The sequence below is a fragment of the Kitasatospora sp. NBC_01560 genome, from assembly GCF_045208415.1.
Taxonomy (GTDB): Bacteria; Actinomycetota; Actinomycetes; order Streptomycetales; family Streptomycetaceae; genus Kitasatospora.
In genome coordinates, this window is the sequence record NZ_CP109364.1 from 6,205,580 (window position 1) to 6,229,332 (window position 23,753).

Consider the following 23,753-nt stretch of genomic DNA (forward strand, 5'->3'; position numbering starts at 1 on the left):
GGGGAGAACCGTCATGGAGCCGCAGCGCCGCAGGGCCGCCCGGATCCTGCTGATGGACGGCCAGGACCGCCTTCTTCTCTTCCAGGGCTCCGACCCGGCGGTGCCGGACGTTACCTGGTGGTTCACTCCCGGGGGCGGTTTGGAACCGGGGGAGGGCCTGCGCGAGGCGGCGGTCCGGGAACTCTCGGAGGAGACCGGACTGCGCGGCGTGGAGCTGGGGCCGGTGGTTGCGTACGGCACGGCTTCGTTCTCCTTTCGCGGACAGCGGTTCGAGCAGGAGCAGTGGTTCCACCTGGCCCGGACCACGGAGACGCTGCTCGACCATTCGGGAATGGGGGCGGACGAGCACGCCGAACTGCTCGCGGCGCGCTGGTGGACGATCGAGGAGCTGAGGGGAACCGCCGAGACGGTCTACCCGGTCGGGTTGGCGGACTTCCTGGAGCAACTGGTGGCGGAGGGGCCGCCTGTCACCCCGGTAAGGCTCTGAGGGTGGGTGCGGTGGTCCACAATGGGTGGACGTGACAAGTTGAGGGGACGCCTGGATGAGTGCCGAAGATCTCGAGAAGTACGAGACCGAGATGGAGCTCAAGCTCTACCGGGAGTACCGGGACGTCGTCGGCCTGTTCAAGTACGTGATCGAGACCGAGCGACGTTTCTACCTCACCAATGACTACGAGCTGCAGGTGCACTCGGTCCAGGGCGAGGTCTTCTTCGAGGTGTCGATGGCGGATGCGTGGGTCTGGGACATGTACCGGCCGGCCCGATTCGTCCGGAAGGTCCGGGTGCTGACCTTCAAGGACGTGAACATCGAGGAGCTCGCGAAGAGCGATCTTGAGCTGCCCTCGGACGAGTCCGGCTTCGGGAGCTGACGTTGTACCGCCCGGTGCCCGGGTGTCCAGGGGAATTTCGAGTTATTCGAGATTCTCACTCCTGCGGGTGACAGAAGTTATCCACAGGGGCGAGTTGTCCACAGGAATCGGCAACCCGCTGGTCCGGTTCCGGGCCGCACGGAAACCTCCCCGGCGGAGGTGGTCACCGTGCAGGACACCACGCGTACCAGGCGCACCACGCGCAAGCAGGAGGAGCAGTCCCGGCAGCCGCAGCCGCCGGCGGCGCCGAAGGCCCGGACGGTCGGGCAGCCCCGGCGCAGGGCGGTACGGGGGCCCGAGAGCGGGCTGCCCGCCGCCGCGGGATCGGCATCACCACGTCCGGAGCGGCCCGACCCGGGCGCCGACCGACCGTCGGCCGGGACCGGGCAGGGCAGGACCGGTCCGGTCGGGACCGCCCTTTCGGGCCCGGCCCGGGCCGGCATCGGCTCCGGGCGCAACACCAACAACGGCCTCGGCCGCTACGGGGAGCGGGTGGCCGCCCGGCGGCTCACCGAGAGCGGGCTCCGCATCCTGGACCGCAACTGGCGGTGCGTCGAGGGCGAGCTGGACATCGTCGCCCTCGACGGCGACACGCTGGCGGTCTGTGAGGTCAAGACCCGCTCCGAGCGGGGCTTCCAGCAGCCCAGCGAAGCCATCGACCGGGCCAAGGCAGCCCGGTTGCAGCGCCTCGCCGAGCGCTGGATGGCCGAGCGCTGGCCGGACCACTTCGCCAGGCTGGCCGGCCCCGGATACCAGCCGCCACCCGCCGATCCGCAGTGGCCACCCGTTCCGCCGGGCGGCGTCCGGATCGACCTGGTGGCCGTCATCAACCGGGTGCGCGGCGCCGCCTCGGTGGACCACCTGCGGGGGGTGGTCTGAGATGGCCTTCGCCCGCACCTGCTCCGTTGCCCTCGTCGGCGTCGACGGCGTGATCGTCGAGGTCCAGGCCGATCTGGAGCCGGGAGTCGCCGCCTTCACCCTGGTCGGCCTGCCGGACAAGGCCCTGTCCGAGGCCCGCGACCGGGTCCGCGCGGCTCTCGTGAACAGCGGAGAGGCCTGGCCGCAGCGGAAACTGACGGTCGGACTCAGCCCTGCCTCGGTGCCCAAGAGCGGCAGCGGTTTCGACCTCGCCGTCGCCTGCGCGGTACTGGCCGCCGCCGAGCGGCTGGACCCGTCCACGATCGCCGATCTGCTGATCATCGGCGAGCTGGGCCTGGACGGCCGGGTACGCCCGGTACGCGGGGTGCTCCCGTCGGTGCTCGCCGCAGCCGACGCCGGGTACCAGCGGGTGGTGGTGGCCGAACAGACCGTGGCCGAGGCCTCCCTCGTCCCCGGCGTCACGGTGATCGGGGTGCGCAGCCTGCGCCAGCTGATCGCCATCCTCACCGGTGCCCCCGCGCCGGAGGAGCCGCCCGACCCGGTCGCAGGGCGCCCGGACGCACTCATGGCGGGGCTGATGCTCCCCACCGCCGGCGTGCGCGGGATCCCCGACGACAAGGCGTCCCGGCTCGACCTGGCCGATGTGGCCGGCCAGTACGAGGCCAGGCGGGCGTTGGAGATCGCCGCCGCCGGCGGCCACCACCTGTACCTGAAGGGTCCGCCGGGTGCCGGGAAGACGATGCTGGCGGAGCGGTTGCCGGCCCTGCTGCCTCCGCTCACGCAGAAGGAGGCCCTGGAGGTCACCGCGGTCCACTCCGTGGCCGGGCTGCTCCCGGCGGGGCGGCCGCTGATCGGCAGCCCGCCGTACTGCGCTCCGCACCACTCCACCACGATGCCGGCGATCGTGGGCGGCGGGAGCGGCCTGCCCAGGCCGGGCGCGGTCTCCCTGGCGCACCGGGGCGTGCTGTTCCTGGACGAGGCGCCGGAGTTTCCGGTCCGGGTACTCGATGCGCTGCGCCAGCCGCTGGAGTCGGGCGAGGTGGTGATCGCGCGCTCGGCCGGGTCGCTCCGGCTCCCGGCGAGGTTCCTGCTCTGTCTGGCCGCCAACCCCTGTCCCTGCGGGCGGTACTCGCGCCGGGGCGAGGGCTGCGAGTGCACGCCCACGATGGTCAGCCGGTACCAGGGGAGGCTCTCCGGGCCGCTGCTCGACCGGGTCGACCTCCAGGTCCAGGTCGCCCCGGTGACCAGGGTCGAGCTGATGGAGCGGGACAGCACCGCGGAGACCACCAAGACCGTCGCGGCCCGGGTGCTGGCCGCACGGGAGCGGGCGGCGACCCGCCTGGCCGACACACCGTGGCGGACAAATGCCGAGGTGCCGGGCCACGAACTGCGCACCCGCTGGCAGCTCGCGCCCGGTGCGCTGAACGACGCCGCACACCAGTTGGAGCGCGGACTGCTGACCGCCCGTGGCCTGGACCGGGTGCTCCGGGTCGCCTGGACGGTGGCCGATCTCGCAGGCCGGGACCGGCCGGACGAACGGGACCTGCGGACGGCTCTGGTCCTGCGGACCGGCGTCGAGCAGGGACTGCCACTGGCCGGCCGCGCCTTCGGCGGATCCGGCGGCCGGGCCTCCCCGGATGCCGTGTCCAAGGAAGACGAGCGGATCGGACCACGTCCGGGCGGTGGTGACCGATGACCGGACAGCAGACGGGGCAGCGGACCGAACAGCAGATCGGAAGACGAGGGGACGAGCTTGTGAACCGGACGATGAACCACCGTCAGCCGCCCGCCGGTAGCAGTCGCGCGGCCGGTCCCGACACCGGCTCCGGTGGTGGTCCCGGGACTGGTCCGAGTCCCGGGACGGCTCCCGGGGTCGAGCCGGAGCGCCTCGCCCGAGCGGTGCTGAGCCGGCTCAGCGAACCGGGCGACGCCGTCCTGGGCCGCTGGCTGTCCCGGCTCGCCGCCGTCGATGTGGTCCGGGCGATCCGCGACGGTACCGTGCCCGACCACCCGGGGCTGGACGCGGACCGGTTGGCGGCCTATCGGGCCCGACTCGTGGACGTCGATCCCGCCGCCGATCTGGAGCGAATGCGAACCGTCGGCGGGCGCTTCATCATTCCGGGCGACACGGAGTGGCCGAGCCAGCTGGACGACCTGGGTGACGGCAGGCCGACCGGCCTCTGGGTGGCGGGCACCGGTTCGTTGCGACTGCTCGCACTCCGGTCGGTCGCGGTCGTCGGGGCGCGGGCCTGTACGGCGTACGGCGCGCATGTCGCGGGGGAGCTGTCGGCCCAGTTGGCCGAGCGGGGGTGGGTGGTGGTCTCCGGTGCGGCGTACGGGATCGACGCCGCCGCCCACCGGGGCGCGCTCGCCGTCGGCGGGATGACCGTCGGGGTGCTCGCCTGCGGGGTGGACGTGGCCTACCCGCGCGGCAATGCCGATCTGATCCGGCGGATCGTCTCCCAGGGGCTGTTGCTGAGCGAACTGCCGCCGGGGGAGCACCCGAACCGGTTCCGGTTCGTCCTGCGCAACCGGGTCATCGCGGCACTCACCCGGGGCACGGTGGTGGTTGAGGCGGCCCTGCGCAGCGGGGCGCTCAGCACGGCCCGACGCGCCCGTGACCTCAACCGGCACACCATGGGTGTTGCGGGCCCGGTGACGTCCGAGCTCTCCGCCGGGGTGCACGCCCTGATCCGCAGCGGCGGGGCCACCCTGGTCACCGACGCGGCCGAGGTCGCCGAGCTGATCGGAGCGATCGGCGACGACCTGGCACCGCAGCGGAGCGGTCCGGTGCTGCCCAGGGACTTGCTGGAACCGGCGGCGGCGCGGGTGCTGGAGGCCGTGCCGGCCACCCCGGACGGAGCCCCGGTGGAACGCTTGGCCCGGCAGTCGGGGCTCCCGCCGGACGAAGTGTTGCAACGGCTCTACGAGTTGGGCTCCCTCGGGTACGTCGAACGGCACGGTGCGCACTGGCGGCTGGTGCGCAGGAGGGGAGGCGACTGAGTACGTCCGCCACGAAAGCCGGGCAGCAGGCGTGGGCGGCGGGGCGTGGGTGGCGGGGCGTGGACGGAAGGTGGACCGGCGGAGGGGCCGGCCCGAGGGCCATGTGACGGCGCGGCACCCTCCGAGTGGGAGCAGGTGGCGTGATCAGGGCCGCGGCCCGTCCGCCCCCGACGCCCGGTTCCGGTGACACGAACGCCACCGGATCGGGGGACGACCGAGTGGCGGTAGCACATTGCAGTGACTCGGTCACGCTACGCTCGCCATGCCTTCCCTATCAGCACACGACTCGGCAGAACGGCGCAGACCAACGCATGCCCACACACATTCCCGGACACAGAGTGACCGGTGGCGCCCGGTCCTCGGGCGGGCCGCGGACCGAGCGGCGCCCCGTGACCGAGTTCCCGCCCAAGGCGACGGGTGCGATGGGGGCCCTCGCCCGGCAGGGCGGCCGGCCGGGGAGCACGGGGGCGTACGCCGACCGGCCGGACGCGCCCGGTGCGCCGGACGCCCCCGAACAGCCCGGCGCACCCGAGGCCGGTGCCGGTACGGTGCCCCCGCCGACCGGCCCGGCATCCATCGACACCGACCGCCCCCCACCCGGAGGAGTGGACACTCCTGCGAGCGCCCCCGCCGCGACCTCGGCGGCGGCGCCCGCCGAAACCCTCGCGGCGACGCCTGCCCCGCGGCGTGAGCCGGCCGGCCGTGAGCGCACGGCGCTCGAAGAGCTCTGGCGCGCCTACAAGGAGACGGGTGACCAGCGGCTTCGGGAGCAGCTGATCCTGCACTACTCACCCCTCGTCAAATACGTGGCCGGCCGAGTCGGGGTCGGCCTGCCCTCCAACGTCGAACAGGCCGACTTCGTCTCCTCCGGTGTCTTCGGGTTGATCGACGCGATCGAGAAGTTCGACATCGACCGCGCGATCAAGTTCGAGACGTACGCCATCAGCCGGATCCGCGGGGCGATCATCGACGAGCTCCGGGCGCTGGACTGGATCCCGCGTTCGGTGCGGCAGAAGGCCAAGGCGGTCGAGCGGACGTACGCGACGCTGGAAGCGCGGCTGCGCCGGACGCCGCACGAACCCGAGGTCGCCGCCGAAATGGGCATCGCGATCGAGGACCTGCACACGATCTTCAGCCAGCTCTCCCTCGCCAACGTGGTCGCGCTCGACGAACTGCTCCACCCGGTCGGTGAGAGCGGGGACCGACTGAGCCTGATGGACACGCTGGAGGACCACGGCGCGGACAACCCCGTCGAGGTGGCCGAGGACCGGGAGCTGCGAAGGCTGCTGGCCCATGCGGTCAACACGCTCCCCGAGCGGGAGAAGACGGTGGTGACGCTCTACTACTACGAGGGGCTGACCCTCGCCGAGATCGGTCAGGTCCTGGGGGTGACGGAGAGCCGGGTCAGCCAGATCCACACCAAGTCGGTGCTGCAACTGCGGGCCAAGCTGTCCGACATCCGGTAGCGACGGCTGCTCCCGGCCGGGCGTGGACGTGGCTCCGTCCTACCTGGTCCTGCGCCGCCCCGCGCCGCCCTACGCCGCCTGCGCCGCCCCGCTCCTGTCCCAATGTCCCAACAGGGGCTTCGCCCGCCCGCCCGGTGTCTCGTCGGTCCAACCCGTCTCGGCCTGTGCCGTCCGTTTACCTTCGCCGGAGGCGCTCCCGGCCGTGCCGCCGCGGCCGTCGGCACCCCCGTTCGCCCCTGCCCGCCTCCGCCGAGGTGCGGCGCCGTATCGGCGGAGGTGTAGGGCTCCGTACAGTGGGAGGGTGCCGAAGATCCGAGCGGCCACTTTGGCCGAGCATCGCCAGCTGCAGCAGGCAGCCCTCCTCGACGCTGCCCGCAGCCTCCTCACCGAAGGAGGGATGGAGGCCCTGACCTTCCCCGCCCTCGCGGCGCGCACCGGGCTGGCGCGTTCGTCGGTCTACGAGTACTTCCGTTCGCGGGGCGCGGTGGTCGAGGTGCTCTGCGAGGTCGACTTCCCACTCTGGGCAGCCGAGATCGAGGCGGGGATGGAGAGCTGCGACACCGCGGCTGGCCGGGTCGAGGCGTACGTCCGGGGCCAGCTCGCACTCGCCGGGGACCCGCGTCACCGGGCGGTGGCGGCGATCTCGGCGCTGGAGCTGGACGAGGCGGCACGGGAGCGCATCCGGGCGGCACACGGCAAGCTGGTCGGCCTGGTCGTCCAGGCGTTGGAGGACCTCGGCCACGAGCAGCCGCGTCTGGCGGCGGCGCTGCTCCAGGGAATCGTGGAGGCCGCCGTCCGGCAGGCCGAGCAGCGAGCCGCGGGTGGCCCCGCCGCCGGGCCGGACGTGATCGCGGACGCCGCCGTCGCCCTCGCCCTGCACGGCCTGGGCGGGAGCTGAGCGGAGGGCGGCCTCACCGGTGCCGGCCGAGCGGGAGCAGTCGTGCGGCGCCCGAGCCGAACAGGGCCAGCGGGTCGAGATAGCGCTCGCCGCGGAGCAGCCCCCAGTGCAGGCAGTCCTTGCCGGCGCAGTGCCCGGTGTCGGGCGCGAGCCGGCCGATCTCCTCGCCGGCCGCGACCGCGGTGCCCACCGCCACGGTGCCGGTGACCGGCAGATAGGTGGTCCGCAACGGGGGTGCGCCGGACGCGGTGTGCGTCACGGTGACCACCGGCCGGCCGGCCACCAGGCCGGAGAACGTGACCACGCCGGGGGCGGCCGCACGGATCTCCCCACCCGGAGCGGCGGCCAGGTCGACGCCTCGGTGCCCGGCGGCCCACGGCTTCGGCGGCGCCTCGAACCGTGCGACCAGTCCGCCCGGCCCGCCCACCGGCCAGGCCCGCGCGGACCCGTACCCGGCAGCGGGACCGGGGACGGTCCCAGCAGCCGTCCCGGAGGCAATGGCGAAGGTACTCCCCGGACGGCGCCCGACCATGACCCGTCCGGCTGCCACCCGTCGCGCTGTGACCCAGCCGGACGCCGGCCCTGCCACCGCGGACCGTCCCGTCGTTGCCGTAGGCCTGGCCGCTGCAGGCCCGGGTGCCGCGTGCCCCACCGGTCCCGGCACGCCGGCCACCAGCAGTCCGGCCACCAGAAGTCGAGCCGCCAGAAGTCCGGCCACCAGCAATGCAGCCACCAGCGGCGTGGCCAGTGCCACACGTGCCATCGGAGCAGACAATCCCGGAGCCACCGACCGGCACCCGTGCCCAGGGCGGAGCGTCGCCGGGAGGGCGATTCGAGGGGGAGCAAAGGCAGTCATGCGGTCGAGGCTCCCCGCGCTGCGCCGCCCCGGCCAGCGTGCCGCCTGTTCCTGTGGACAACTCGACCCCTGTGGACAACCACCCCCACACCCACCCGCACCCGCACACCCGCACCCGAGCCCCGACACCCGCACCCCGACACCCGCACCCCGACACCCGCACCCCCACACCCGCACCCCCACACCCGCGCCCCGACCGAGCTCCGCCCCGCCCTCACAAGGCACTCAGCCCGAGCCCGCACAAAGGCCCCCGACCCAAGCCCCGCCCGAGCCCCCCACCCCCGCTCCCACCCCTGCTCCCACCCCTGCTCCCACCCCCACCCCCGCCCCACCCGTCCCGTTGGAGTCGCCCGCTGCTCGGGGCTTCCCGTACACTTCACACGCGACCCGGTCCGCCGGGTCGACTTCGCACGCCCCGCCACCGGTGGTCGGAAGCGGCTCAGCCGCCGCCCCCGCCAGGTGCGAGTGCCGCTCGGTCCGCCGAGCCCGACGCGGTCTCCGGACCCTTCGGGCCGAAGCGGCTCGGCACGTTCGGGGCGTCAGGCGTGGCTGTCACCTGGCTGCCACGGACAAAACCGAGCCTGACCCGGCCGCATGCAGTCGCCCTGACGGGGAGCGCCACCGCGCGAACCACGAGAGCCGCTGCGCGGGAGCCGGGCGCAACACCTTAGGAGTACGGCTATGGCCGTCGTCACGATGCGGGAGCTGCTGGAGAGCGGCGTCCACTTCGGTCACCAGACCCGCCGCTGGAACCCGAAGATGAAGCGCTTCATCATCACGGAGCGCAACGGCATCTACATCATCGACCTCCTGCAGTCGCTGAACTACATCGACCGCGCCTTCGAGTTCATCAAGGAGACCGTTGCCCACGGCGGCAGCGTCCTCTTCGTCGGCACGAAGAAGCAGGCCCAGGAGGCCATCGCCGAGCAGGCCACCCGCGTGGGCATGCCCTACGTGAACCAGCGCTGGCTCGGCGGCATGCTGACCAACTTCCAGACCGTCTACAAGCGTCTGCAGCGGATGAAGGAACTCGGCGAGATCGACTTCTCGGATGTGGCCGGCTCCGGTCTCACCAAGAAGGAGCTCCTGGTTCTGGAGCGCGAGCACACCAAGCTCGAGAAGACCCTCGGCGGTATCCGCGACATGCAGCGCGTTCCCAGCGCTGTCTGGATCGTGGACACCAAGAAGGAGCACATCGCGGTCGGTGAGGCCCGGAAGCTCAACATCCCGGTCGTCGCCATCCTCGACACCAACTGCGACCCCGACGAGGTCGACTACAAGATCCCGGGCAACGACGACGCGATCCGCTCCGTCACCCTGCTGACCCGCGTGATCGCCGACGCCGTCGCCGAGGGCCTCAAGTCCCGCGCGGGTGTCGCCAAGGGCGACGCGAAGGCCGAGCCGGGCGCCGACCAGCCGCTGGCCGACTGGGAGAAGGACATCCTCGAGGGCGAGAAGAAGGCCGAGGAGGCCCCGGCCGCCGAGGCTGCTGCCGACGAGGCCCCCGCTGCCGAGGCTGCTGCCGACGAGACCCCGGCCGTCGAGGCCCCGGCCGCCGAGGTCGTTGCCGACGAGGCTCCGGCCGAGCAGGCCTGACGTACCCAGGGTGAGGGGCACCCGCCGGTACGACACCGGTAGGTGCCCCTCTCTCCCGCGCCGGGACCGAATCATCGGTCCCGGCGCAACCCCACGCAGACACGCGAGACGCGAGAAGAGATTCACACCATGGCGAACTTCACCGCCGCGGACGTCAAGAAGCTCCGTGAGCTCACCGGCGCCGGCATGATGGACTGCAAGAAGGCTCTGGACGAGGCCGAGGGCAACGTCGACAAGGCCGTCGAGCTCCTGCGCATCAAGGGTCAGAAGGGCGTCGCCAAGCGCGAGGGCCGTGACGCCTCCAACGGCGCCGTCGCCGCGCTGATCGCCGAGGACAAGAAGTCCGGCGTGCTGGTCGAGCTCAACTGCGAGACCGACTTCGTCGCCAAGGGTGACAACTTCGTCAAGGTCGCCGACGCGATCGCCGTCCACGTCGCCGCGACCGCCCCGGCCGACCTGGAGGCCGCGCTGGCTTCCGAGATCGAGGCCGGCAAGACCGTCCAGCAGTTCGTGGACGAGGCCAACGCCACCCTGGGCGAGAAGATCGTCTTCCGTCGCTTCGCCCAGTTCTCGGGTGACGGCTTCGTCGCGGTCTACCTCCACAAGACCAGCCCCGACCTCCCGCCGGCCGTCGGCGTCCTGGTCGAGCTGGACAAGGAGAACGCCGAGGTCGCCAAGGACGTCGCGCAGCACATCGCCGCCTTCGCGCCGAAGTACCTGTCCCGCGAGGAGATCCCGGCCGAGGCGCTTGAGAACGAGCGTCGCGTCGCCGAGGCCACCGCCCGCGAGGAGGGCAAGCCCGAGGCCGCCCTGGCGAAGATCGTCGAGGGTCGCGTCACCGGCTTCGTGAAGGAGAACTCCGTCCTGGAGCAGGCCTTCGCGAAGGACAACAAGAAGAGCGTCGCCAAGGTCCTCGAGGAGAACGGCGTCGCCCTCAAGCGCTTCGCCCGCTTCCGCGTCGGCGCCTGAGCCACGTTCCACCGGACTCCCGGCCTTAGGCTGGGAGGAACCGCCCCCGCCCGCTGACCAGGGCGGTGGGACGCGCCGAACGGGCTCACCCAGCGTCATCCGTCTATGGGCGGGCCGCGTCGGCACCATGAACGACGAGGAGGCCATTGCCGTGCAGGACACCGTACCGGTTCCCGCGGCAGTGGCCTCCTCGCGTGTACGCGCAGGCCTGGGCTCCGCACCCCCGTGTCTGTGAACCAGTAGGTGTAGAAGGAGAAGTCCATGCAGGAGACGCAGGAGACCGCGCAGGGCCCCCAGGGCGGTTCGCGCCGCCGGGTGCTGCTGAAGCTGTCCGGTGAGGCCTTCGCCGGTGGCGGCGGGCTCGGCGTCGACCCGGACGTCGTGCACGCGATCGCCCGCGAGATCGCCACGGTCGTCCGCGCCGGCACCGAGGTGGCGGTGGTCATCGGCGGCGGCAACTTCTTCCGCGGCGCCGAACTCCAGGTCCGCGGCATGGACCGGGCCCGCTCCGACTACATGGGCATGCTCGGCACCGTCATGAACTGCCTGGCGCTGCAGGACTTCCTGGTCAAGGAGGGCATCGAGACCCGGGTCCAGACCGCCATCACGATGGGCCAGGTCGCCGAGCCGTACCTGCCGCTGCGCGCCGTCCGGCACCTGGAGAAGGGCCGCGTGGTGATCTTCGGGGCCGGTATGGGCATGCCGTACTTCTCCACCGACACGACCGCCGTCCAGCGTGCGCTGGAGGTGCACGCCGACGTGCTGCTGATGGGCAAGAACGGCGTGGACGGCGTCTACGACTCCGACCCCCGGACCAACCCCGACGCGGTGAAGTTCGACGCGCTGGAGTACTCCGAGGTCATTGCCCGCGACCTCAAGGTCGCCGACCTCACCGCGATCACGCTGTGCAAGGACAACAACCTCCCGATGCTGGTCTTCGAGCTGCTGGCGGAGGGCAATATCGCGCGCGCGGTGAAGAGTGAGAAGATCGGCACACTCATCAGCCAGGATTCTGTCCGGGCCTGAGCAGCAGTCAGCCGTACCGGAGGGCACCGGCAGCGCGACCGGCGCCCTCCACACCGCGACCGGCTTCGACGCCGTCACCGGTCGGGACACCAGCAGACGAACCGGACAGGGAGTACACAGTGATCGAAGAGACCCTCCTCGAGGCCGAGGAAAAGATGGAGAAGGCCGTCGAGGTCGCCAAGAACGACTTCGCCGCCATCCGCACCGGCCGTGCCCACCCGGCGATGTTCGCCAAGATCGTGGCCGAGTACTACGGCGCCGTGACGCCGATCAACCAGCTGGCCTCCTTCTCCGTGCCGGAGCCGCGGATGGCGGTCGTCGCGCCGTTCGACAAGACCGCGCTGAAGGCGATCGAGCAGGCGATCCGTGACTCCGACCTGGGCGTCAACCCGAGCAACGACGGCTCCATCATCCGGGTGATGCTCCCCGAGCTCACCGAGGAGCGTCGCCGCGAGTACATCAAGGTCGCCCGCGGCAAGGGCGAGGACGCCAAGGTCTCGATCCGCTCCGTGCGCCGCAAGGCCAAGGACGCCATCGACAAGCTGGTCAAGGACGGCGAGATCGGTGAGGACGAGGGCCGTCGCGCGGAGAAGGAGCTCGACGACGTCACCGCCAAGTACGTGGCCGGTGTCGACGAGCTGCTGAAGCACAAGGAAGCCGAGCTGCTCGAAGTCTGATGAACGACGCCCCTGACGCCCCTGGCTACTGGGGCCCATCCGACGAGCAGTTCCCGCCGTACCAGCAGCACCAGCAGCACCCTCCGTACCGGCCCGCGCAGCCGGTGCAGCAGCAGCCGCAGGCACCACAGCACCACCAGCAGCCGTCGGCACAGCACCAGCCGTCGGCACCGCACCAGCCCGTGCACCAGCAGCCGCAGCAGCCCCCGGCACAGCACTATCAGCACCCGCAGCCGCAGCAGCCGCCGGTGCGGCAGCAGCCCGTGCCGGGTGCCGCTGCGGGTGACCCCGGCCACCGAACGGGTCACTCGCAGCAGCCTCCGGTGTACTGGGGCGGCGATGCGGAGGAGACTCAGGTCATGCGTCCCGTACCGGCCGACCCGGGCCCCACCCCCGCCGAGGGGCAGGCCCGGGAGGCCGGCCGGCTGAGCGGCCCGCTGTTCCGGGACGAGCAGCCCCGGACGGGGGTGCCGGGCGCGGCCGAGACGGTCGTGCTGCGCGCGATCACCGACGACGCGGCTTCCGCACCCACCCCCGCCCCCGGCGGCCGGCCGTACCCGGGGGCCCCGGCGTACCCCGCGCCGCCGCAGAGCCACCCGGCGGCCGGGCAGCCCCACCCTGTGCCGTCGTCCCACCCAGGGCAGGAGACACCAGTGGCCCAGCCCGACCCGCAGCCGCAGCCGCGCAAGCAGCGTGGTGGTCGCAACCTCCAGGCCGCGATAGGCGTGGGGGTCGGCCTCGGCGCGGTGATCATCGCCTCGTTGTTCGTCGTCAAGGCGTTCTTCCTGGTCGTGGTGATGGCGGCCGTGTCGGTCGGCGTCTGGGAGCTGACGAGCCGGCTGGCGGAGCGCAAGCAGATCAAGGCGCCGCTGATCCCGCTGGTCGCGGGCGGCATCGCGATGATCGCCACCGGTTACTGGTCCGGGGTGCAGTGGGCGGCGGCCTCGCTGGCGCTGACCGGGCTGGCGGTGATGGTCTGGCGGATGGCCGAGCCGCCGGAGAACTACCTGCGCGACATAACGGCGGGCATCTTCACCGCCTTCTACGTCCCGTTCCTGGCCACGTTCGTGGCGATGATGCTGGCGGCCGACGACGGACCGCAGCGGATCGTCCTGTTCCTGATCGTCACGGTCTGCAGCGACACCGGCGCCTACGCGGTGGGCTACAAGTTCGGGAAGACCAAGCTGGCCCCGGCGATCAGCCCGGGCAAGACCCGCGAGGGCCTGGCCGGCGGCATCGGCCTGTCGATGCTGGCGGGTGCGCTCCTGATGGAGCTGATCATCGACGACGGCAGCTGGTGGCAGGGCCTGATCCTGGGTGGCTGCGCGGCGGTCGTCGCGACCCTGGGGGACCTGGGCGAGTCGATGATCAAGCGCGACCTCGGCATCAAGGACATGGGCACGCTGCTGCCGGGCCACGGCGGCATCATGGACCGGCTCGACTCGCTCCTGCCGACCGCCCCCGTGGTCTGGCTGCTGCTGGCGGCCTTCGTCGGGAGCTGAGCAAGGCACGGCCCGTACGGGGCCCCGGACGCCCGGCGTCCGGGGCTTTCGTCGTCGGTCCACGTCGTGCGTCGACGTCGTCGGTCCACGCCGTCGGTCCACGTCGCGCGTCCACGCCGCCGGTCCACCCCGCGGGGTCTGAGACACTGGATGAATCATGCCTAAGCCCGGAGAACTCACCTTTGTCGCGCCGCGTGGCGCCAAGCCCCCGCGACACCTCGCCGACCTGAGCCCCGCCGAGCGCAAGGAGGCCGTCGCCGAGCTGGGCGAGCAGCCGTTCCGCGCGAAGCAGCTCTCCAACCACTACTTCGGCCGGATGTCGAACGACCCGGCGAGCTGGACGGACATCCCCGCGGCCAGCCGGGAGAAGCTCACCGAGGGCCTGCTGCCCGAGCTGATGTCGGTGGTCCGGCACGTGTCCTGCGACGACGACACCACGCGCAAGACGCTCTGGAAGCTGTTCGACGGCACGCTCGTCGAGTCGGTCCTGATGCGCTACCCGGACCGGGTCACGATGTGCATCAGCTCGCAGGCCGGCTGCGGCATGAACTGCCCGTTCTGCGCGACCGGGCAGGCCGGGCTGACGCGGAACCTCTCCACCGCCGAGATCGTCGAGCAGATCGCCGCCGGCATGCGCGCGCTCAAGGACGGCGAGATCCCGGGCGGCGAGGCGCGGCTCTCCAACGTCGTCTTCATGGGCATGGGCGAGCCGCTGGCCAACTACAACCGGGTGCTGGCCTCGATCCGGCGGCTCACCGACCCGGCGCCGGACGGCTTCGGCCTCTCCCAGCGCGGCATCACCGTCTCCACCGTCGGTCTCGTCCCCGCGATGAACCGGCTCGCCGACGAGGGCCTCTCCTGCCGGCTGGCGCTGTCGCTGCACGCCCCGGACGACGAGCTGCGCGACGAGCTGGTGCCGGTCAACACCCGGTGGAAGGTCGCCGAGGTGCTCGACGCGGCGTGGAACTACGCGGAGAAGTCCGGTCGCCGGATCTCCATCGAGTACGCGCTGATCAAGGACATCAACGACCAGGCGTGGCGGGCGGACCTGCTCGGCCGGCTGATCAAGAATCACCGGGTGCACGTCAACCTGATCCCGCTGAACCCGACGCCCGGCTCCAAGTGGACGGCCTCCCGGCCCGAGGACGAGCGCGAGTTCGTCCGCCGGCTCCAGGCGCACGGCGTGCCGACCACCGTCCGGGACACCCGTGGCCAGGAGATCGACGGCGCCTGCGGTCAGCTCGCCGCAGCAGGCTGACCGACCGCGACTGCGGCAGCGACCGCGACCGTGACTGCGACCGTGACTGCGGCCGGGCCCCGGGGCACGTCCCCGGCCCGGGCCGCGTCGGCGCGTGCAGCTACGGGCCGGCTCAGCGCAGCCCGGCGGCCGCCAGAACGGCGGTCAGCCCGCCGGTGACGAGCAGCACCGTGCCGACCGCCAGGGTCCGCAGCGCCACCGCCCCGGCCAGCAGCCGCGGCGAGGCGCCGAGCCGCAGCAGCGCGTCGGCGACGTCCCGGCGGGCGGTGCGGAGCTCGGCCAGCCGGGACGCCACGGCGGCCGCCGTGCAGCCCAGCACCAGGCAGGCCTCGATCGCCGGCAGCGCGTCGGCGCTGTCGGGCGTGCCGATCCAGTAGCGGATGGTGGTGAGCGCCAGCGCCAGCGCCAGGGTGAGCACGGCCAGCGGCGGGCCGAGCCGACGGGCCTGCGCGGTCAGGCCGCGCCCGGCCAGCAGCCGCAGCGGGGTCGGCCGGCCGACGGCGAGCAGCCGCCCGGCCCAGGCGAGCAGCGGGCCGGTGAGCAGGGCGAGGCCGAGTGCGCTCGCCGCCCAGCCGCCGAGGGCGGCGGTGCTGGTGGTGCCGAGCCCGGCGGGCAGGTGGACCGGGCGGCCGTCGGCGGCGGCGCCGGGCCGTAGCGCGATCAGCTCCAGCGCGAGCCCGATCACGGCCAGGCCGACCGGCAGCGCGATCCGCAGCGGGCCGAAGCCGGTCGGGCCCGGTCGGACCCGACCGGGCAGGGTCTCGGCGAGCGGTACCGCGCCGGCCGCCGCGATCCCGGCGGTGACCGGCACCAGGGCGAGCAGGGTGACCGGTGCGGCGGCCGGCAGCCGCACGCCCATGCCGAGGTCGGCGGCGAGCGACGGCCCGGCGATGTCGTTGCGCAGGACGAGGAAGAGCAGCAGGGTCACGAGGGAGCCGAGCGTGCAGGCCAGCGAGATCTCGCCGGCGATCAGCGTCCGGATCCGGGCCGATCCGGCCCCCGCGGTGGTCAGGCCGGTGATCCGCTCGGGGCGCCGGGCCGGCACCGCACGCGCGGCCACGGCGGCGAACCACGCGACCGCGGCCAGCGGGGGCAGGCACCAGAGCAGACGGGCGACGGTGTCGGCACCGTCGGCCGGGGCGCTCATCGCCCGGCCGAGGGCCCGCAGGAGGAAGGCGGCGACGACGGCGCTCGCCGCTGCGGTGAGCAGCCAGCGGCCGAGGTCGAGCACCCGGTAGCCCCGGGCCAGACGGAGATAGAACACGTCGACTCTTTCAGCGGCAGGGCGGCGTCAGCGGCGGGTGGCCGACACGGCGGACGCCCCGGCGGTGCCCGGCACGGCGGAGCCCGGGGCGATGGTGCCCGGAGCGGTTGCGGCGCCGGCCGTTCCGGTCGCGGCGCCGCGCGCTACGGGTGCGGCGGGGGCCGCCAGCCGGCCGTCGACGAGGGCGACGGCGCGGTCCGCGTACCGGACGAGCTCGGGGTCGTGGGTGGCCAGGACGAGGGTGAGCTGGTGGGAGCGGGCCGCGCTGGTCAGTATCCGCAGGACCTGGTCGGCGGCCTCGCGGTGCAGCGGGGCGGTGGGGTCGTCGGCGAAGACGACCGGCGGCAGCGGGGCGAGCGCGCGGGCGACGGCGATCCGCTGCCGCTGGCTCTGGACCAGCCGGTCGGGCCGCACCCGGGCGATCTCGCCGACGTCCAGCCGTTCCAGCCACTCGTCGGCCGCGGTGTAGGCGGCCTTGTTGCCGGCTCCGGCGAGCAGCAGCGGCAGGGCGACGTTCTCCCGGGCGGTCAGCTCGGGCACCAGGTGCGGTTCGGAGCCGACGAAGCCGAAGCGGTCCCGGCGCAGGCGTTCACGGCCGGCCCGGCCGAGGGTGTGGACGGGGGCGCTGTTGAACCACACCTCGCCCTCGTCGACGGGGAGGAGCGCCGAGAGGCAGCCGAGCAGCGTGCTCTTGCCGGAGCCGCGCGGGCCGGTGACGGCCAGCACCTCGCCGTCCCGGACGCCGAGCGAGATACCGCGCAGGGCGGGCGTGCCGTGATGGGACTTGACGATCCCCCGGGCCCACAGCACGTCGTTGTCAGGCGGGGCCGCTGACATGAGGTTCCATCCTGGGTGGCCGCAGGGATATGACAGTCGTCAGATTAGAACGATCGGGACCGGGCGCGGTTGCGGCGCACTGGCCCATCAGGGGCAAATCACCCGGAATCAGGCGTGTTTGTTCGGGGTGATCATCAGAAAACACCGAAGGGCGGTCCCGCGGGAAGCGGGACCGCCCTTCGGCGGAGGGTGGGGAAGGAGGATCAGGTCGTCAGATCTTCGCCCACGCGTCGGTCAGGCTGGTCCGCAGGATCTGCTCGATCTCGTCGAAGGTCGACTGGTCGGAGATCAGCGGCGGGGCCAGCTGGATGACCGGGTCGCCACGGTCGTCGGCGCGGCAGTACAGGCCGTTGTCGAAGAGCGCCTTCGACAGGAAGCCGTAGAGCACGCGCTCCACCTCGTCGTCGTTGAACGACTCCTTGGTGACCTTGTCCTTCACGAGCTCGATGCCGTAGAAGTACCCGTTGCCGCGGACGTCGCCGACGATCGGCAGGTCGCGCAGCTTGTTCAGGGTGCCCAGGAAGTTCGCCTCGTTGTCGAGGACGTGCTGGTTCAGGCCCTCGCGCTCGAAGATGTCGAGGTTGGCCAGCGCCACCGCGGAGGAGACCGGGTGGCCACCGAAGGTGTAGCCGTGCAGGAAGGTGTTGTCACCCTTGTAGAACGGCTCGGCGAGGCGGTCCGAGATGATCGTGGCGCCGATCGGGGAGTAGCCCGAGGTCATGCCCTTGGCGCAGGTGATCATGTCGGGCTGGTAGCCGAACTTGTCGGCGCCGAACATGGTGCCCAGGCGGCCGAAGGCGCAGATGACCTCGTCCGAGACCAGCAGCACGTCGTGGCGGTCGCAGATCTCGCGCAGGCGCTGGAAGTACCCGGGCGGCGGCGGGAAGCAGCCACCGGCGTTCTGCACCGGCTCGACGAAGACGGCGGCGACGGTCTCGGCGCCCTCGTTGAGGATGGCCACCTCGATCTCGTCGGCGCACCAGCGGCCGTAGGCCTCGGGGTCGACCGTGCCGTCGGGGCCGGTCAGGAAGGCCGGGGCGCGGTAGATGTTGGTGTTCGGGGCCTTGTGGGTGCCCGGCACCAGCGGCTCGAACGGGGCCTTCAGGCCCGGCAGGCCGGTGATCGACAGGGCGCCCTGGGGGGTGCCGTGGTAGGCGACGGCGCGCGAGATGACCTTGTACTTGGTCGGCTTGCCGGTCAGCTTGAAGTACTGCTTGGCAAGCTTCCAGGCGGTCTCGACCGCCTCGCCGCCACCGGTGGAGAAGAAGACCTTGTTCAGGTCGCCCGGGGCGTAGTTGGCCAGGCGCTCGGCCAGCTCGACGGCCTTCGGGTGGGCGTAGCTCCACACCGGGAAGAAGGCGAGCTCCTTGGCCTGCTTGGCAGCGGCCTCGGCGAGCTCCTCGCGGCCGTGGCCGGCCTGGACGACGAACAGGCCGGCGAGGCCGTCGAGGTACTTGCGTCCCTTGTCGTCCCAGACGTAGGTGCCTTCGCCCTTGACGATCGTCGGCACGGGGGAGTTCTCGTACGACGACATGCGGGTGAAGTGCATCCACAGGTGGTCGTAGGCGGTCTTGGAAAGGTCCTTCTGCGCCGGGTCGGCTGTCATCGGGTGCCCCAGGTGTAGGTCTGTTTCCGGAGCTTCAGGTAAACGAAGCTCTCGGTGCTCCGCACGCCGGGAAGCGCGCGGATGCGCTTGTTGATCATTTCGAGCAGGTGCTCGTCGTCCTCGCAGACCAGTTCGGCCAGGAGATCGAACGATCCTGCGGTGCAGACGACGTAGTCGACCTCGTCGAGGGCGGCCAGCGCGTCGGCGACGGGCTCGATGTCGCCCTCGACCCGGATTCCGACCATCGCCTGGCGGGTGAAGCCGACGGTGAGCGGGTCCGTGACGGCGACGATCTGCATCACGCCCTGGTCGAGCAGCTTCTGGACGCGCTGTCGTACGGCTGCCTCGGACAGGCCGACGGCCTTGCCGATGGCGGCGTACGGGCGACGCCCGTCCTCCTGGAGCTGCTCGATGATCGCCTTGGAGGCGGCGTCGAGGGGAACGCTGGCGTTCCGGTCGCGGTTGGCCACGCCGCAACTGTGCCTGATCGTTCCCGTGTTCGCAAGCGAGGTTGCTGCTGATTTCGTCGTGATCTTGGAAATCGCATGCGGATTTCATTGTGTTCGTTGAGTTGGCCTGTCGATAACGGCAGTCATCCCGGTACCCTGGCCACGGTACGCGCGCCGCCCCGCAGCACCGCGCGTTCCGCCAAACCAGTGGACCGCGCCGCCACCGGCACGGCCACTCGACGCCCTTCGCCCGTCGGACCCGCCGACGTACCATGGCGCCGGAATCTGCAACGCCGCAGGCCCAGACCGAGGAGAGACCCGTGAGCGACCTTCGCACGCTGCGCAACTACATCAACGGTGAGTTCGTCGACGCGGCGGACGGCCGCACGCTCGACATCGTGGACCCCACCACCGGTGAGGCCTATGCGACGTCTCCGCTGTCCGGCGCCTCCGACGTCGACGCCGCCATGGCCTCGGCCGCCGCGGCCTTCCCGGCCTGGCGCGACGCGACCCCGAGCACCCGGCAGAAGCTGCTCCTCAAGATCGCGGACGCGGTCGAGGCCCGCGCCGACGAGATCGTCGACGTGGAGGTGCGCAACACCGGCAAGCCCCGCGCGCTGACCCTCTCCGAGGAGATCGGCCCGATGGTGGACCAGATCCGCTTCTTCGCCGGAGCCGCCCGCCTGCTGGAGGGCAAGGCCGCGGGCGAGTACATGGACGGGATGACCTCGATCGTCCGCCGCGAGCCGGTCGGCGTCTGCGCCCAGGTCGCGCCGTGGAACTACCCGATGATGATGGCCGTGTGGAAGTTCGCCCCGGCCATCGCCGCGGGCAACACCGTGGTGCTGAAGCCCTCCGACACCACCCCGGCCTCCACCGTGCTGCTGGCCGAGATCATCGGCGGCGTGCTCAAGGACCTGGACCTGCCGGCCGGCATCTTCAACGTGATCTGCGGCGACCGCGAGACCGGCCGGGCCATGGTCGAGCACCGCACCCCGGCGATGGCCTCCATCACCGGCTCGGTGCGCGCCGGCATCTCGGTCGCCGAGTCCGCCTCCAAGGACGTCAAGCGCGTCCACCTGGAGCTGGGCGGCAAGGCCCCGGTCGTGGTCTTCGAGGACGCCGACATCGCCGAGGCCGTCGAGGGCATCTCGGTGGCCGGCTTCTTCAACGCCGGCCAGGACTGTACGGCCGCCACCCGCGTGCTGGTGCACGAGTCGATCCACGACGCCTTCGTCGAGGCGCTGGCCAAGGCCGCGGCCGAGACCAAGACCGGCGGCGTGGACGACGAGGACGTGCTCTACGGCCCGCTGAACAACGCCAACCAGCTGAAGCAGGTCGCCGGCTTCATCGAGCGGCTGCCCGCGCACGCCAAGGTCGAGTCCGGCGGCCACCAGGTCGGCGACAAGGGCTACTTCTACGCCCCGACCGTCGTCTCCGGCCTGAACCAGGACGACGAGATCATCCAGAACGAGGTCTTCGGCCCGGTCATCACCGTGCAGAAGTTCTCCGACGAGGACCAGGCCGTCGACTACGCCAACGGCGTCGAGTTCGCACTGGCCTCCTCGGTGTGGACCAAGGACCACGCCCGCGCCATGCGGATGTCGCGCCGGCTGGACTTCGGCTGCGTGTGGATCAACACCCACATCCCGCTGGTCGCCGAGATGCCGCACGGCGGCTTCAAGAAGTCCGGCTACGGCAAGGACCTCTCCTCCTACGGCTTCGAGGACTACACCCGTGTGAAGCACGTCATGACGGCGATCTAGCAGGTTGTGACCGTCGAGCGGGGTATGACGGCGATCTAGTACTAACTAGTAGTAAGTCGTGTGATCTGACAATGGGCCCGGGTCTTCTCGACCCGGGCCCTGTGTCTTGTCACCCTGTCGGCCGTTCGCGTGACCGCCTGACAAGATGAACCTGCATTTCAGGGGCGGTACTCCCTAGCCTTGCCGCATGAGCATCCCCACCGCTGACTCAGCTGCCGGCCAGGCCGTCAAGGCCGCCGACCGCGCGCACGTCTTCCACTCGTGGTCCGCCCAGGCGCTGATCGACCCCCTCGCGGTGGCCGGCGCCGAGGGCTCGTACTTCTGGGACTACGAGGGCAACCGCTACCTGGACTTCTCCTCGCAGCTGGTGAACACCAACATCGGGCACCAGCACCCGAAGGTGGTCGCGGCGATCCAGGAGCAGGCCGCGAAGCTCTGCACCATCGCGCCCGGCTTCGCCGTCGAGCCGCGCAGCGAGGCGGCCCGGCTGATCGCCGAGCGCACCCCCGGTGACCTCGACAAGATCTTCTTCACCAACGGCGGCGCCGAGGCCAACGAGAACGCCATCCGGCTGGCCCGGCTGCACACCGGCCGGCAGAAGATCATGTCGACCTACCGCTCGTACCACGGCGCCACCGCCAACGCGATCGCCCTCACCGGCGACCCGCGCCGCTGGGCCAACGAGACCGGGGTGTCCGGCGTGGTCCACTTCTGGGGCCCGTACGCGTACCGCTCCAACTTCCACGCCGAGAACGAGGCGCAGGAGTGCGAGCGCGCGCTGCAGCACCTGGAGGAGGTGATCGCCTTCGAGGGGCCGGGGACCGTCGCGGCGATCATCCTGGAGACCGTGGTCGGTACCGCGGGCATCCTGATCCCGCCGCAGGGCTACCTCGCCGGGGTGCGGGAGATCTGCGACCGCTACGGCATCGTCTTCATCCTCGACGAGGTGATGGCCGGCTTCGGCCGCACCGGCGAGTGGTTCGCCGCCGACCACTGGGGTGTCACCCCGGACCTGCTGACCTTCGCCAAGGGCGTCAACTCCGGCTACGTGCCGCTGGGCGGCGTCGCGATCAGCGCGGAGATCGCCGCCACCTTCGCCGAGCGGCCGTTCCCCGGCGGGCTCACCTACTCCGGTCACCCGCTGGCCTGCGCCTCGGCCGTGGCCACCATCACCACGATGGCGGAGGAGGGCATCGTCGAGCACGCGAAGCACATCGGCGAGAACGTGCTCGGCCCCGGCCTGCGCGAGCTGGCCGAGCGCCACCCGTCGATCGGCGAGGTGCGCGGCCTGGGCGTCTTCTGGGCGCTGGACCTGGTCAAGGACCGGTCCACCCGCGAACCGCTCGTCCCGTACAACGCGGCCGGCGCCGCCAACGCGCCGATGGCCGCCCTGGCCGCCGCCTGCAAGCAGCGCGGGCTCTGGCCGTTCGTCAACATGAACCGGTTCCACGTCGTCCCGCCGTGCACCGTCACCGAGGAGGAGGCCAAGACGGGCCTCGCCGTGCTCGACGAGGTGCTGGCGATCACCGACGCGCACACTGTCTGACGTACCGACAGGACGGCCCCGGGTGCTCGCGCGCCCGGGGCCGTCCCACGCCCCGGAGGACCACCATGTCCAGCCCCACCCTGAACCGCCGCCGGCGGCCGACCCGGCGCAGCGTGCTCGGCACCGCCGGACTGCTCGGCGTCACCACGCTGACCGGTTGCGGCATCCCGTCCGCGTACGTCGCCGAGGACCGCCGCACCGCCGCCGACCGCTCCGAGCGGGAGCACCGGCTGGCCTTCTCCAACTGGACCCAGTACATCGACACCGACGACGACGGCCGTCGGCCGACCCTCGACGCGTTCACCGAACGCACCGGGATCGACGTCACCTACACCGAGGACATCAACGACAACGACGAGTTCTTCGGCAAGATCGGCCCGGTGCTCACCCAGGGCACCGACCCCGGTCGGGACCTGATGGTGGTCAGCGACTGGATGGCCGGCCGGTACGTCTCGCTCGGCTGGGTGCAGGCGATGGACCGGGCCAACCTGCCCAACGTCACGGCCAACCTGGACCCGCAGCTCGCCGACCCCGCCTTCGACCCCGGCCGCCGGCGCAGCGTGCCGTGGCAGTCCGGGATCACCGGGATCGCCTACAACCGCAAGGAGCTCGGCCGCGAGCTGAAGTCCACCGCCGACCTCTGGGCGCCCGACCTCAAGGGCCGGGTCACCCTGTTCGCCGGGCTGGACGAGGCGCTCGGCCTGCTGATGCTCGCGCACGGCGCCGACCTCGCGGCCTTCACCGAGGACGACGCGCACCGCGCGATGGACCAGGTGCAGCGGATGGTCGACGCCCGGCACGTCCGGCGCTTCACCGGCAACGACTACACCAGCGACCTGGCCTCCGGGGCCGCGCTCGCCTGCCAGGCCTACTCCGGTGACGCCGTCCAGCTCACCGCCGAGAACCCGGACATCGCCTTCGTGGTGCCCGAGGAGGGCGGCGAGCTCTGGGCCGAGAGCCTGCTGATCCCCAACCGGGCCGGGCACAAGCGCAACGCCGAGCTGCTCATCGACCACTACTACCAGCCCGAGGTGGCCGCCGAACTGGCCGCCGCCGTGCAGTACATCTGCCCGGTGCCGGCCGCCCGTGAGGTGCTGGCGGCCAGCGGGGACAAGGAGAAGGCCGAACTGGCGGAGCACCCGCTGCTCTTCCCGACCGAGGAGATGCGGGCCCGGCTGCACACCATGCGCGACGTGACCTCGGCGGAGCGGCCCGGGCTGCACAAGGTCTGGGGACGCATCACCGGGGTCTGAGCCGCGGCGGCCGGGCCGCGGCCCGGCCGTGCC

The 23,753-nt window shown here is 71.9% G+C and carries 21 protein-coding genes; 16 read left to right on the forward strand and 5 right to left on the reverse strand.

Annotated features, from left to right (window positions below; genetic code table 11):
* Nucleotides 1-13 precede the first annotated feature (13 nt).
* The 7 genes from OH807_RS27080 to OH807_RS27110 all read left to right on the forward strand — a co-directional run bounded on the left by OH807_RS27080 (nucleotide 14) and on the right by OH807_RS27110 (nucleotide 7,115).
* Nucleotides 14-487 (forward strand): NUDIX hydrolase, encoded by a 474-nt coding sequence (locus OH807_RS27080; protein WP_406203530.1) that lies wholly within the window; start codon nucleotides 14-16, stop codon nucleotides 485-487.
* Nucleotides 488-542: 55 nt separating this feature from the next.
* Complete coding sequence (locus tag OH807_RS27085; RefSeq protein WP_188301739.1) at nucleotides 543-869, forward strand: DUF2469 domain-containing protein; 327 nt, start codon at nucleotides 543-545, stop codon at nucleotides 867-869.
* Between the two features lie 441 nt (nucleotides 870-1,310).
* Nucleotides 1,311-1,748, forward strand: a complete 438-nt coding sequence (locus OH807_RS27090) for a YraN family protein (protein WP_406211211.1) — start codon at nucleotides 1,311-1,313, stop codon at nucleotides 1,746-1,748.
* 1 nt (nucleotide 1,749) lies between these two features.
* Nucleotides 1,750-3,444 carry a YifB family Mg chelatase-like AAA ATPase gene (locus tag OH807_RS27095; RefSeq protein WP_406203534.1) on the forward strand — a complete coding sequence of 565 codons (1,695 nt, stop codon included), beginning with the start codon at nucleotides 1,750-1,752 and terminating at the stop codon, nucleotides 3,442-3,444.
* A 71-nt stretch (nucleotides 3,445-3,515) separates the two neighbouring features.
* Nucleotides 3,516-4,751 (forward strand): DNA-processing protein DprA, encoded by a 1,236-nt coding sequence (dprA, locus tag OH807_RS27100; RefSeq protein WP_406203537.1) that lies wholly within the window; start codon nucleotides 3,516-3,518, stop codon nucleotides 4,749-4,751.
* A gap of 605 nt (nucleotides 4,752-5,356) precedes the next feature.
* Nucleotides 5,357-6,217, forward strand: a complete 861-nt coding sequence (whiG, locus tag OH807_RS27105; protein WP_406211213.1) for an RNA polymerase sigma factor WhiG — start codon at nucleotides 5,357-5,359, stop codon at nucleotides 6,215-6,217.
* 325 nt (nucleotides 6,218-6,542) lie between these two features.
* On the forward strand, nucleotides 6,543-7,115 hold the full coding sequence (locus OH807_RS27110) for a TetR/AcrR family transcriptional regulator (protein WP_406211215.1): 573 nt from the start codon (nucleotides 6,543-6,545) through the stop codon (nucleotides 7,113-7,115).
* A gap of 13 nt (nucleotides 7,116-7,128) precedes the next feature.
* Here OH807_RS27110 and OH807_RS27115 read toward each other — a convergent pair whose 3' ends face one another.
* Nucleotides 7,129-7,665 (reverse strand): murein hydrolase activator EnvC family protein, encoded by a 537-nt coding sequence (locus tag OH807_RS27115; protein ID WP_406203540.1) that lies wholly within the window; start codon nucleotides 7,663-7,665, stop codon nucleotides 7,129-7,131.
* Between the two features lie 987 nt (nucleotides 7,666-8,652).
* On the opposite strand from OH807_RS27115, the gene rpsB reads away from it, so the two are divergent.
* The 6 genes from rpsB (at nucleotide 8,653) to rlmN (ending at nucleotide 14,999) form a co-directional block, all read left to right on the forward strand.
* The gene (rpsB, locus tag OH807_RS27120; protein ID WP_406203542.1) at nucleotides 8,653-9,567 is read left to right on the forward strand and encodes a 30S ribosomal protein S2; all 915 of its coding nucleotides are present in this window, start codon (nucleotides 8,653-8,655) and stop codon (nucleotides 9,565-9,567) included.
* A gap of 129 nt (nucleotides 9,568-9,696) precedes the next feature.
* Entirely contained in the window at nucleotides 9,697-10,536 is an 840-nt protein-coding gene (gene tsf / locus OH807_RS27125; protein WP_406203545.1) for a translation elongation factor Ts, read from the forward strand.
* Nucleotides 10,537-10,797: 261 nt separating this feature from the next.
* Nucleotides 10,798-11,562 (forward strand): UMP kinase, encoded by a 765-nt coding sequence (gene pyrH, locus OH807_RS27130; protein ID WP_406203548.1) that lies wholly within the window; start codon nucleotides 10,798-10,800, stop codon nucleotides 11,560-11,562.
* A 119-nt stretch (nucleotides 11,563-11,681) separates the two neighbouring features.
* Nucleotides 11,682-12,239: a ribosome recycling factor gene (frr, locus tag OH807_RS27135; protein ID WP_406203551.1), complete on the forward strand. Its 558-nt coding sequence runs from the start codon at nucleotides 11,682-11,684 to the stop codon at nucleotides 12,237-12,239.
* Nucleotides 12,240-12,598: 359 nt separating this feature from the next.
* On the forward strand, nucleotides 12,599-13,741 hold the full coding sequence (locus OH807_RS27140) for a phosphatidate cytidylyltransferase (RefSeq protein WP_406203554.1): 1,143 nt from the start codon (nucleotides 12,599-12,601) through the stop codon (nucleotides 13,739-13,741).
* 157 nt (nucleotides 13,742-13,898) lie between these two features.
* On the forward strand, nucleotides 13,899-14,999 hold the full coding sequence (rlmN, locus tag OH807_RS27145) for a 23S rRNA (adenine(2503)-C(2))-methyltransferase RlmN (RefSeq protein ID WP_406203557.1): 1,101 nt from the start codon (nucleotides 13,899-13,901) through the stop codon (nucleotides 14,997-14,999).
* A gap of 112 nt (nucleotides 15,000-15,111) precedes the next feature.
* Here the strand turns inward: rlmN and OH807_RS27150 are convergent, their stop codons facing one another.
* From OH807_RS27150 to OH807_RS27165, 4 genes are all read right to left on the reverse strand, one after another.
* Nucleotides 15,112-16,263, reverse strand: coding sequence for a hypothetical protein (locus OH807_RS27150; protein WP_406203560.1), 1,152 nt, complete (start codon nucleotides 16,261-16,263; stop codon nucleotides 15,112-15,114).
* Between the two features lie 27 nt (nucleotides 16,264-16,290).
* On the reverse strand, nucleotides 16,291-17,100 hold the full coding sequence (locus OH807_RS27155) for an ABC transporter ATP-binding protein (protein ID WP_406203563.1): 810 nt from the start codon (nucleotides 17,098-17,100) through the stop codon (nucleotides 16,291-16,293).
* Nucleotides 17,101-17,311: 211 nt separating this feature from the next.
* The gene (locus OH807_RS27160; RefSeq protein ID WP_406203566.1) at nucleotides 17,312-18,706 is read right to left on the reverse strand and encodes an aspartate aminotransferase family protein; all 1,395 of its coding nucleotides are present in this window, start codon (nucleotides 18,704-18,706) and stop codon (nucleotides 17,312-17,314) included.
* Nucleotides 18,703-19,176, reverse strand: coding sequence for an Lrp/AsnC family transcriptional regulator (locus tag OH807_RS27165; RefSeq protein ID WP_030306695.1), 474 nt, complete (start codon nucleotides 19,174-19,176; stop codon nucleotides 18,703-18,705). Before OH807_RS27165 ends, OH807_RS27160 begins: the two co-directional genes overlap by 4 nt.
* Nucleotides 19,177-19,427: 251 nt before the next feature.
* On the opposite strand from OH807_RS27165, the gene OH807_RS27170 reads away from it, so the two are divergent.
* The 3 genes from OH807_RS27170 to OH807_RS27180 all read left to right on the forward strand — a co-directional run bounded on the left by OH807_RS27170 (nucleotide 19,428) and on the right by OH807_RS27180 (nucleotide 23,720).
* Nucleotides 19,428-20,921, forward strand: a complete 1,494-nt coding sequence (locus OH807_RS27170) for a gamma-aminobutyraldehyde dehydrogenase (RefSeq protein WP_406203569.1) — start codon at nucleotides 19,428-19,430, stop codon at nucleotides 20,919-20,921.
* A 187-nt stretch (nucleotides 20,922-21,108) separates the two neighbouring features.
* A complete protein-coding gene (locus OH807_RS27175; protein WP_406203572.1) occupies nucleotides 21,109-22,467 on the forward strand; it encodes an aspartate aminotransferase family protein in 1,359 nt (452 codons plus the stop codon).
* 65 nt (nucleotides 22,468-22,532) lie between these two features.
* Nucleotides 22,533-23,720 (forward strand): spermidine/putrescine ABC transporter substrate-binding protein, encoded by a 1,188-nt coding sequence (locus tag OH807_RS27180; RefSeq protein WP_406203575.1) that lies wholly within the window; start codon nucleotides 22,533-22,535, stop codon nucleotides 23,718-23,720.
* Nucleotides 23,721-23,753: the final 33 nt, after the last annotated feature.

Bases quoted from the DNA above. Each gene is read 5' to 3' on its own strand.
- OH807_RS27080 (WP_406203530.1), top strand. From the start codon at position 14: ATGGAGCCGCAGCGCCGCAGGGCCGCCCGGATCCTGCTGATGGACGGC.
- OH807_RS27085 (WP_188301739.1), top strand. From the start codon at position 543: ATGAGTGCCGAAGATCTCGAGAAGTACGAGACCGAGATGGAGCTCAAG.
- OH807_RS27095 (WP_406203534.1), top strand. From the start codon at position 1,750: ATGGCCTTCGCCCGCACCTGCTCCGTTGCCCTCGTCGGCGTCGACGGC.
- dprA (WP_406203537.1), top strand. From the start codon at position 3,516: ATGAACCACCGTCAGCCGCCCGCCGGTAGCAGTCGCGCGGCCGGTCCC.
- rpsB (WP_406203542.1), top strand. From the start codon at position 8,653: ATGGCCGTCGTCACGATGCGGGAGCTGCTGGAGAGCGGCGTCCACTTC.
- tsf (WP_406203545.1), top strand. From the start codon at position 9,697: ATGGCGAACTTCACCGCCGCGGACGTCAAGAAGCTCCGTGAGCTCACC.
- pyrH (WP_406203548.1), top strand. From the start codon at position 10,798: ATGCAGGAGACGCAGGAGACCGCGCAGGGCCCCCAGGGCGGTTCGCGC.
- OH807_RS27140 (WP_406203554.1), top strand. From the start codon at position 12,599: ATGCGTCCCGTACCGGCCGACCCGGGCCCCACCCCCGCCGAGGGGCAG.
- rlmN (WP_406203557.1), top strand. From the start codon at position 13,899: ATGCCTAAGCCCGGAGAACTCACCTTTGTCGCGCCGCGTGGCGCCAAG.
- OH807_RS27155 (WP_406203563.1), bottom strand. From the start codon at position 17,100: ATGTCAGCGGCCCCGCCTGACAACGACGTGCTGTGGGCCCGGGGGATC.
- OH807_RS27160 (WP_406203566.1), bottom strand. From the start codon at position 18,706: ATGACAGCCGACCCGGCGCAGAAGGACCTTTCCAAGACCGCCTACGAC.
- OH807_RS27170 (WP_406203569.1), top strand. From the start codon at position 19,428: ATGGCGCCGGAATCTGCAACGCCGCAGGCCCAGACCGAGGAGAGACCC.
- OH807_RS27175 (WP_406203572.1), top strand. From the start codon at position 21,109: ATGAGCATCCCCACCGCTGACTCAGCTGCCGGCCAGGCCGTCAAGGCC.
- OH807_RS27180 (WP_406203575.1), top strand. From the start codon at position 22,533: ATGTCCAGCCCCACCCTGAACCGCCGCCGGCGGCCGACCCGGCGCAGC.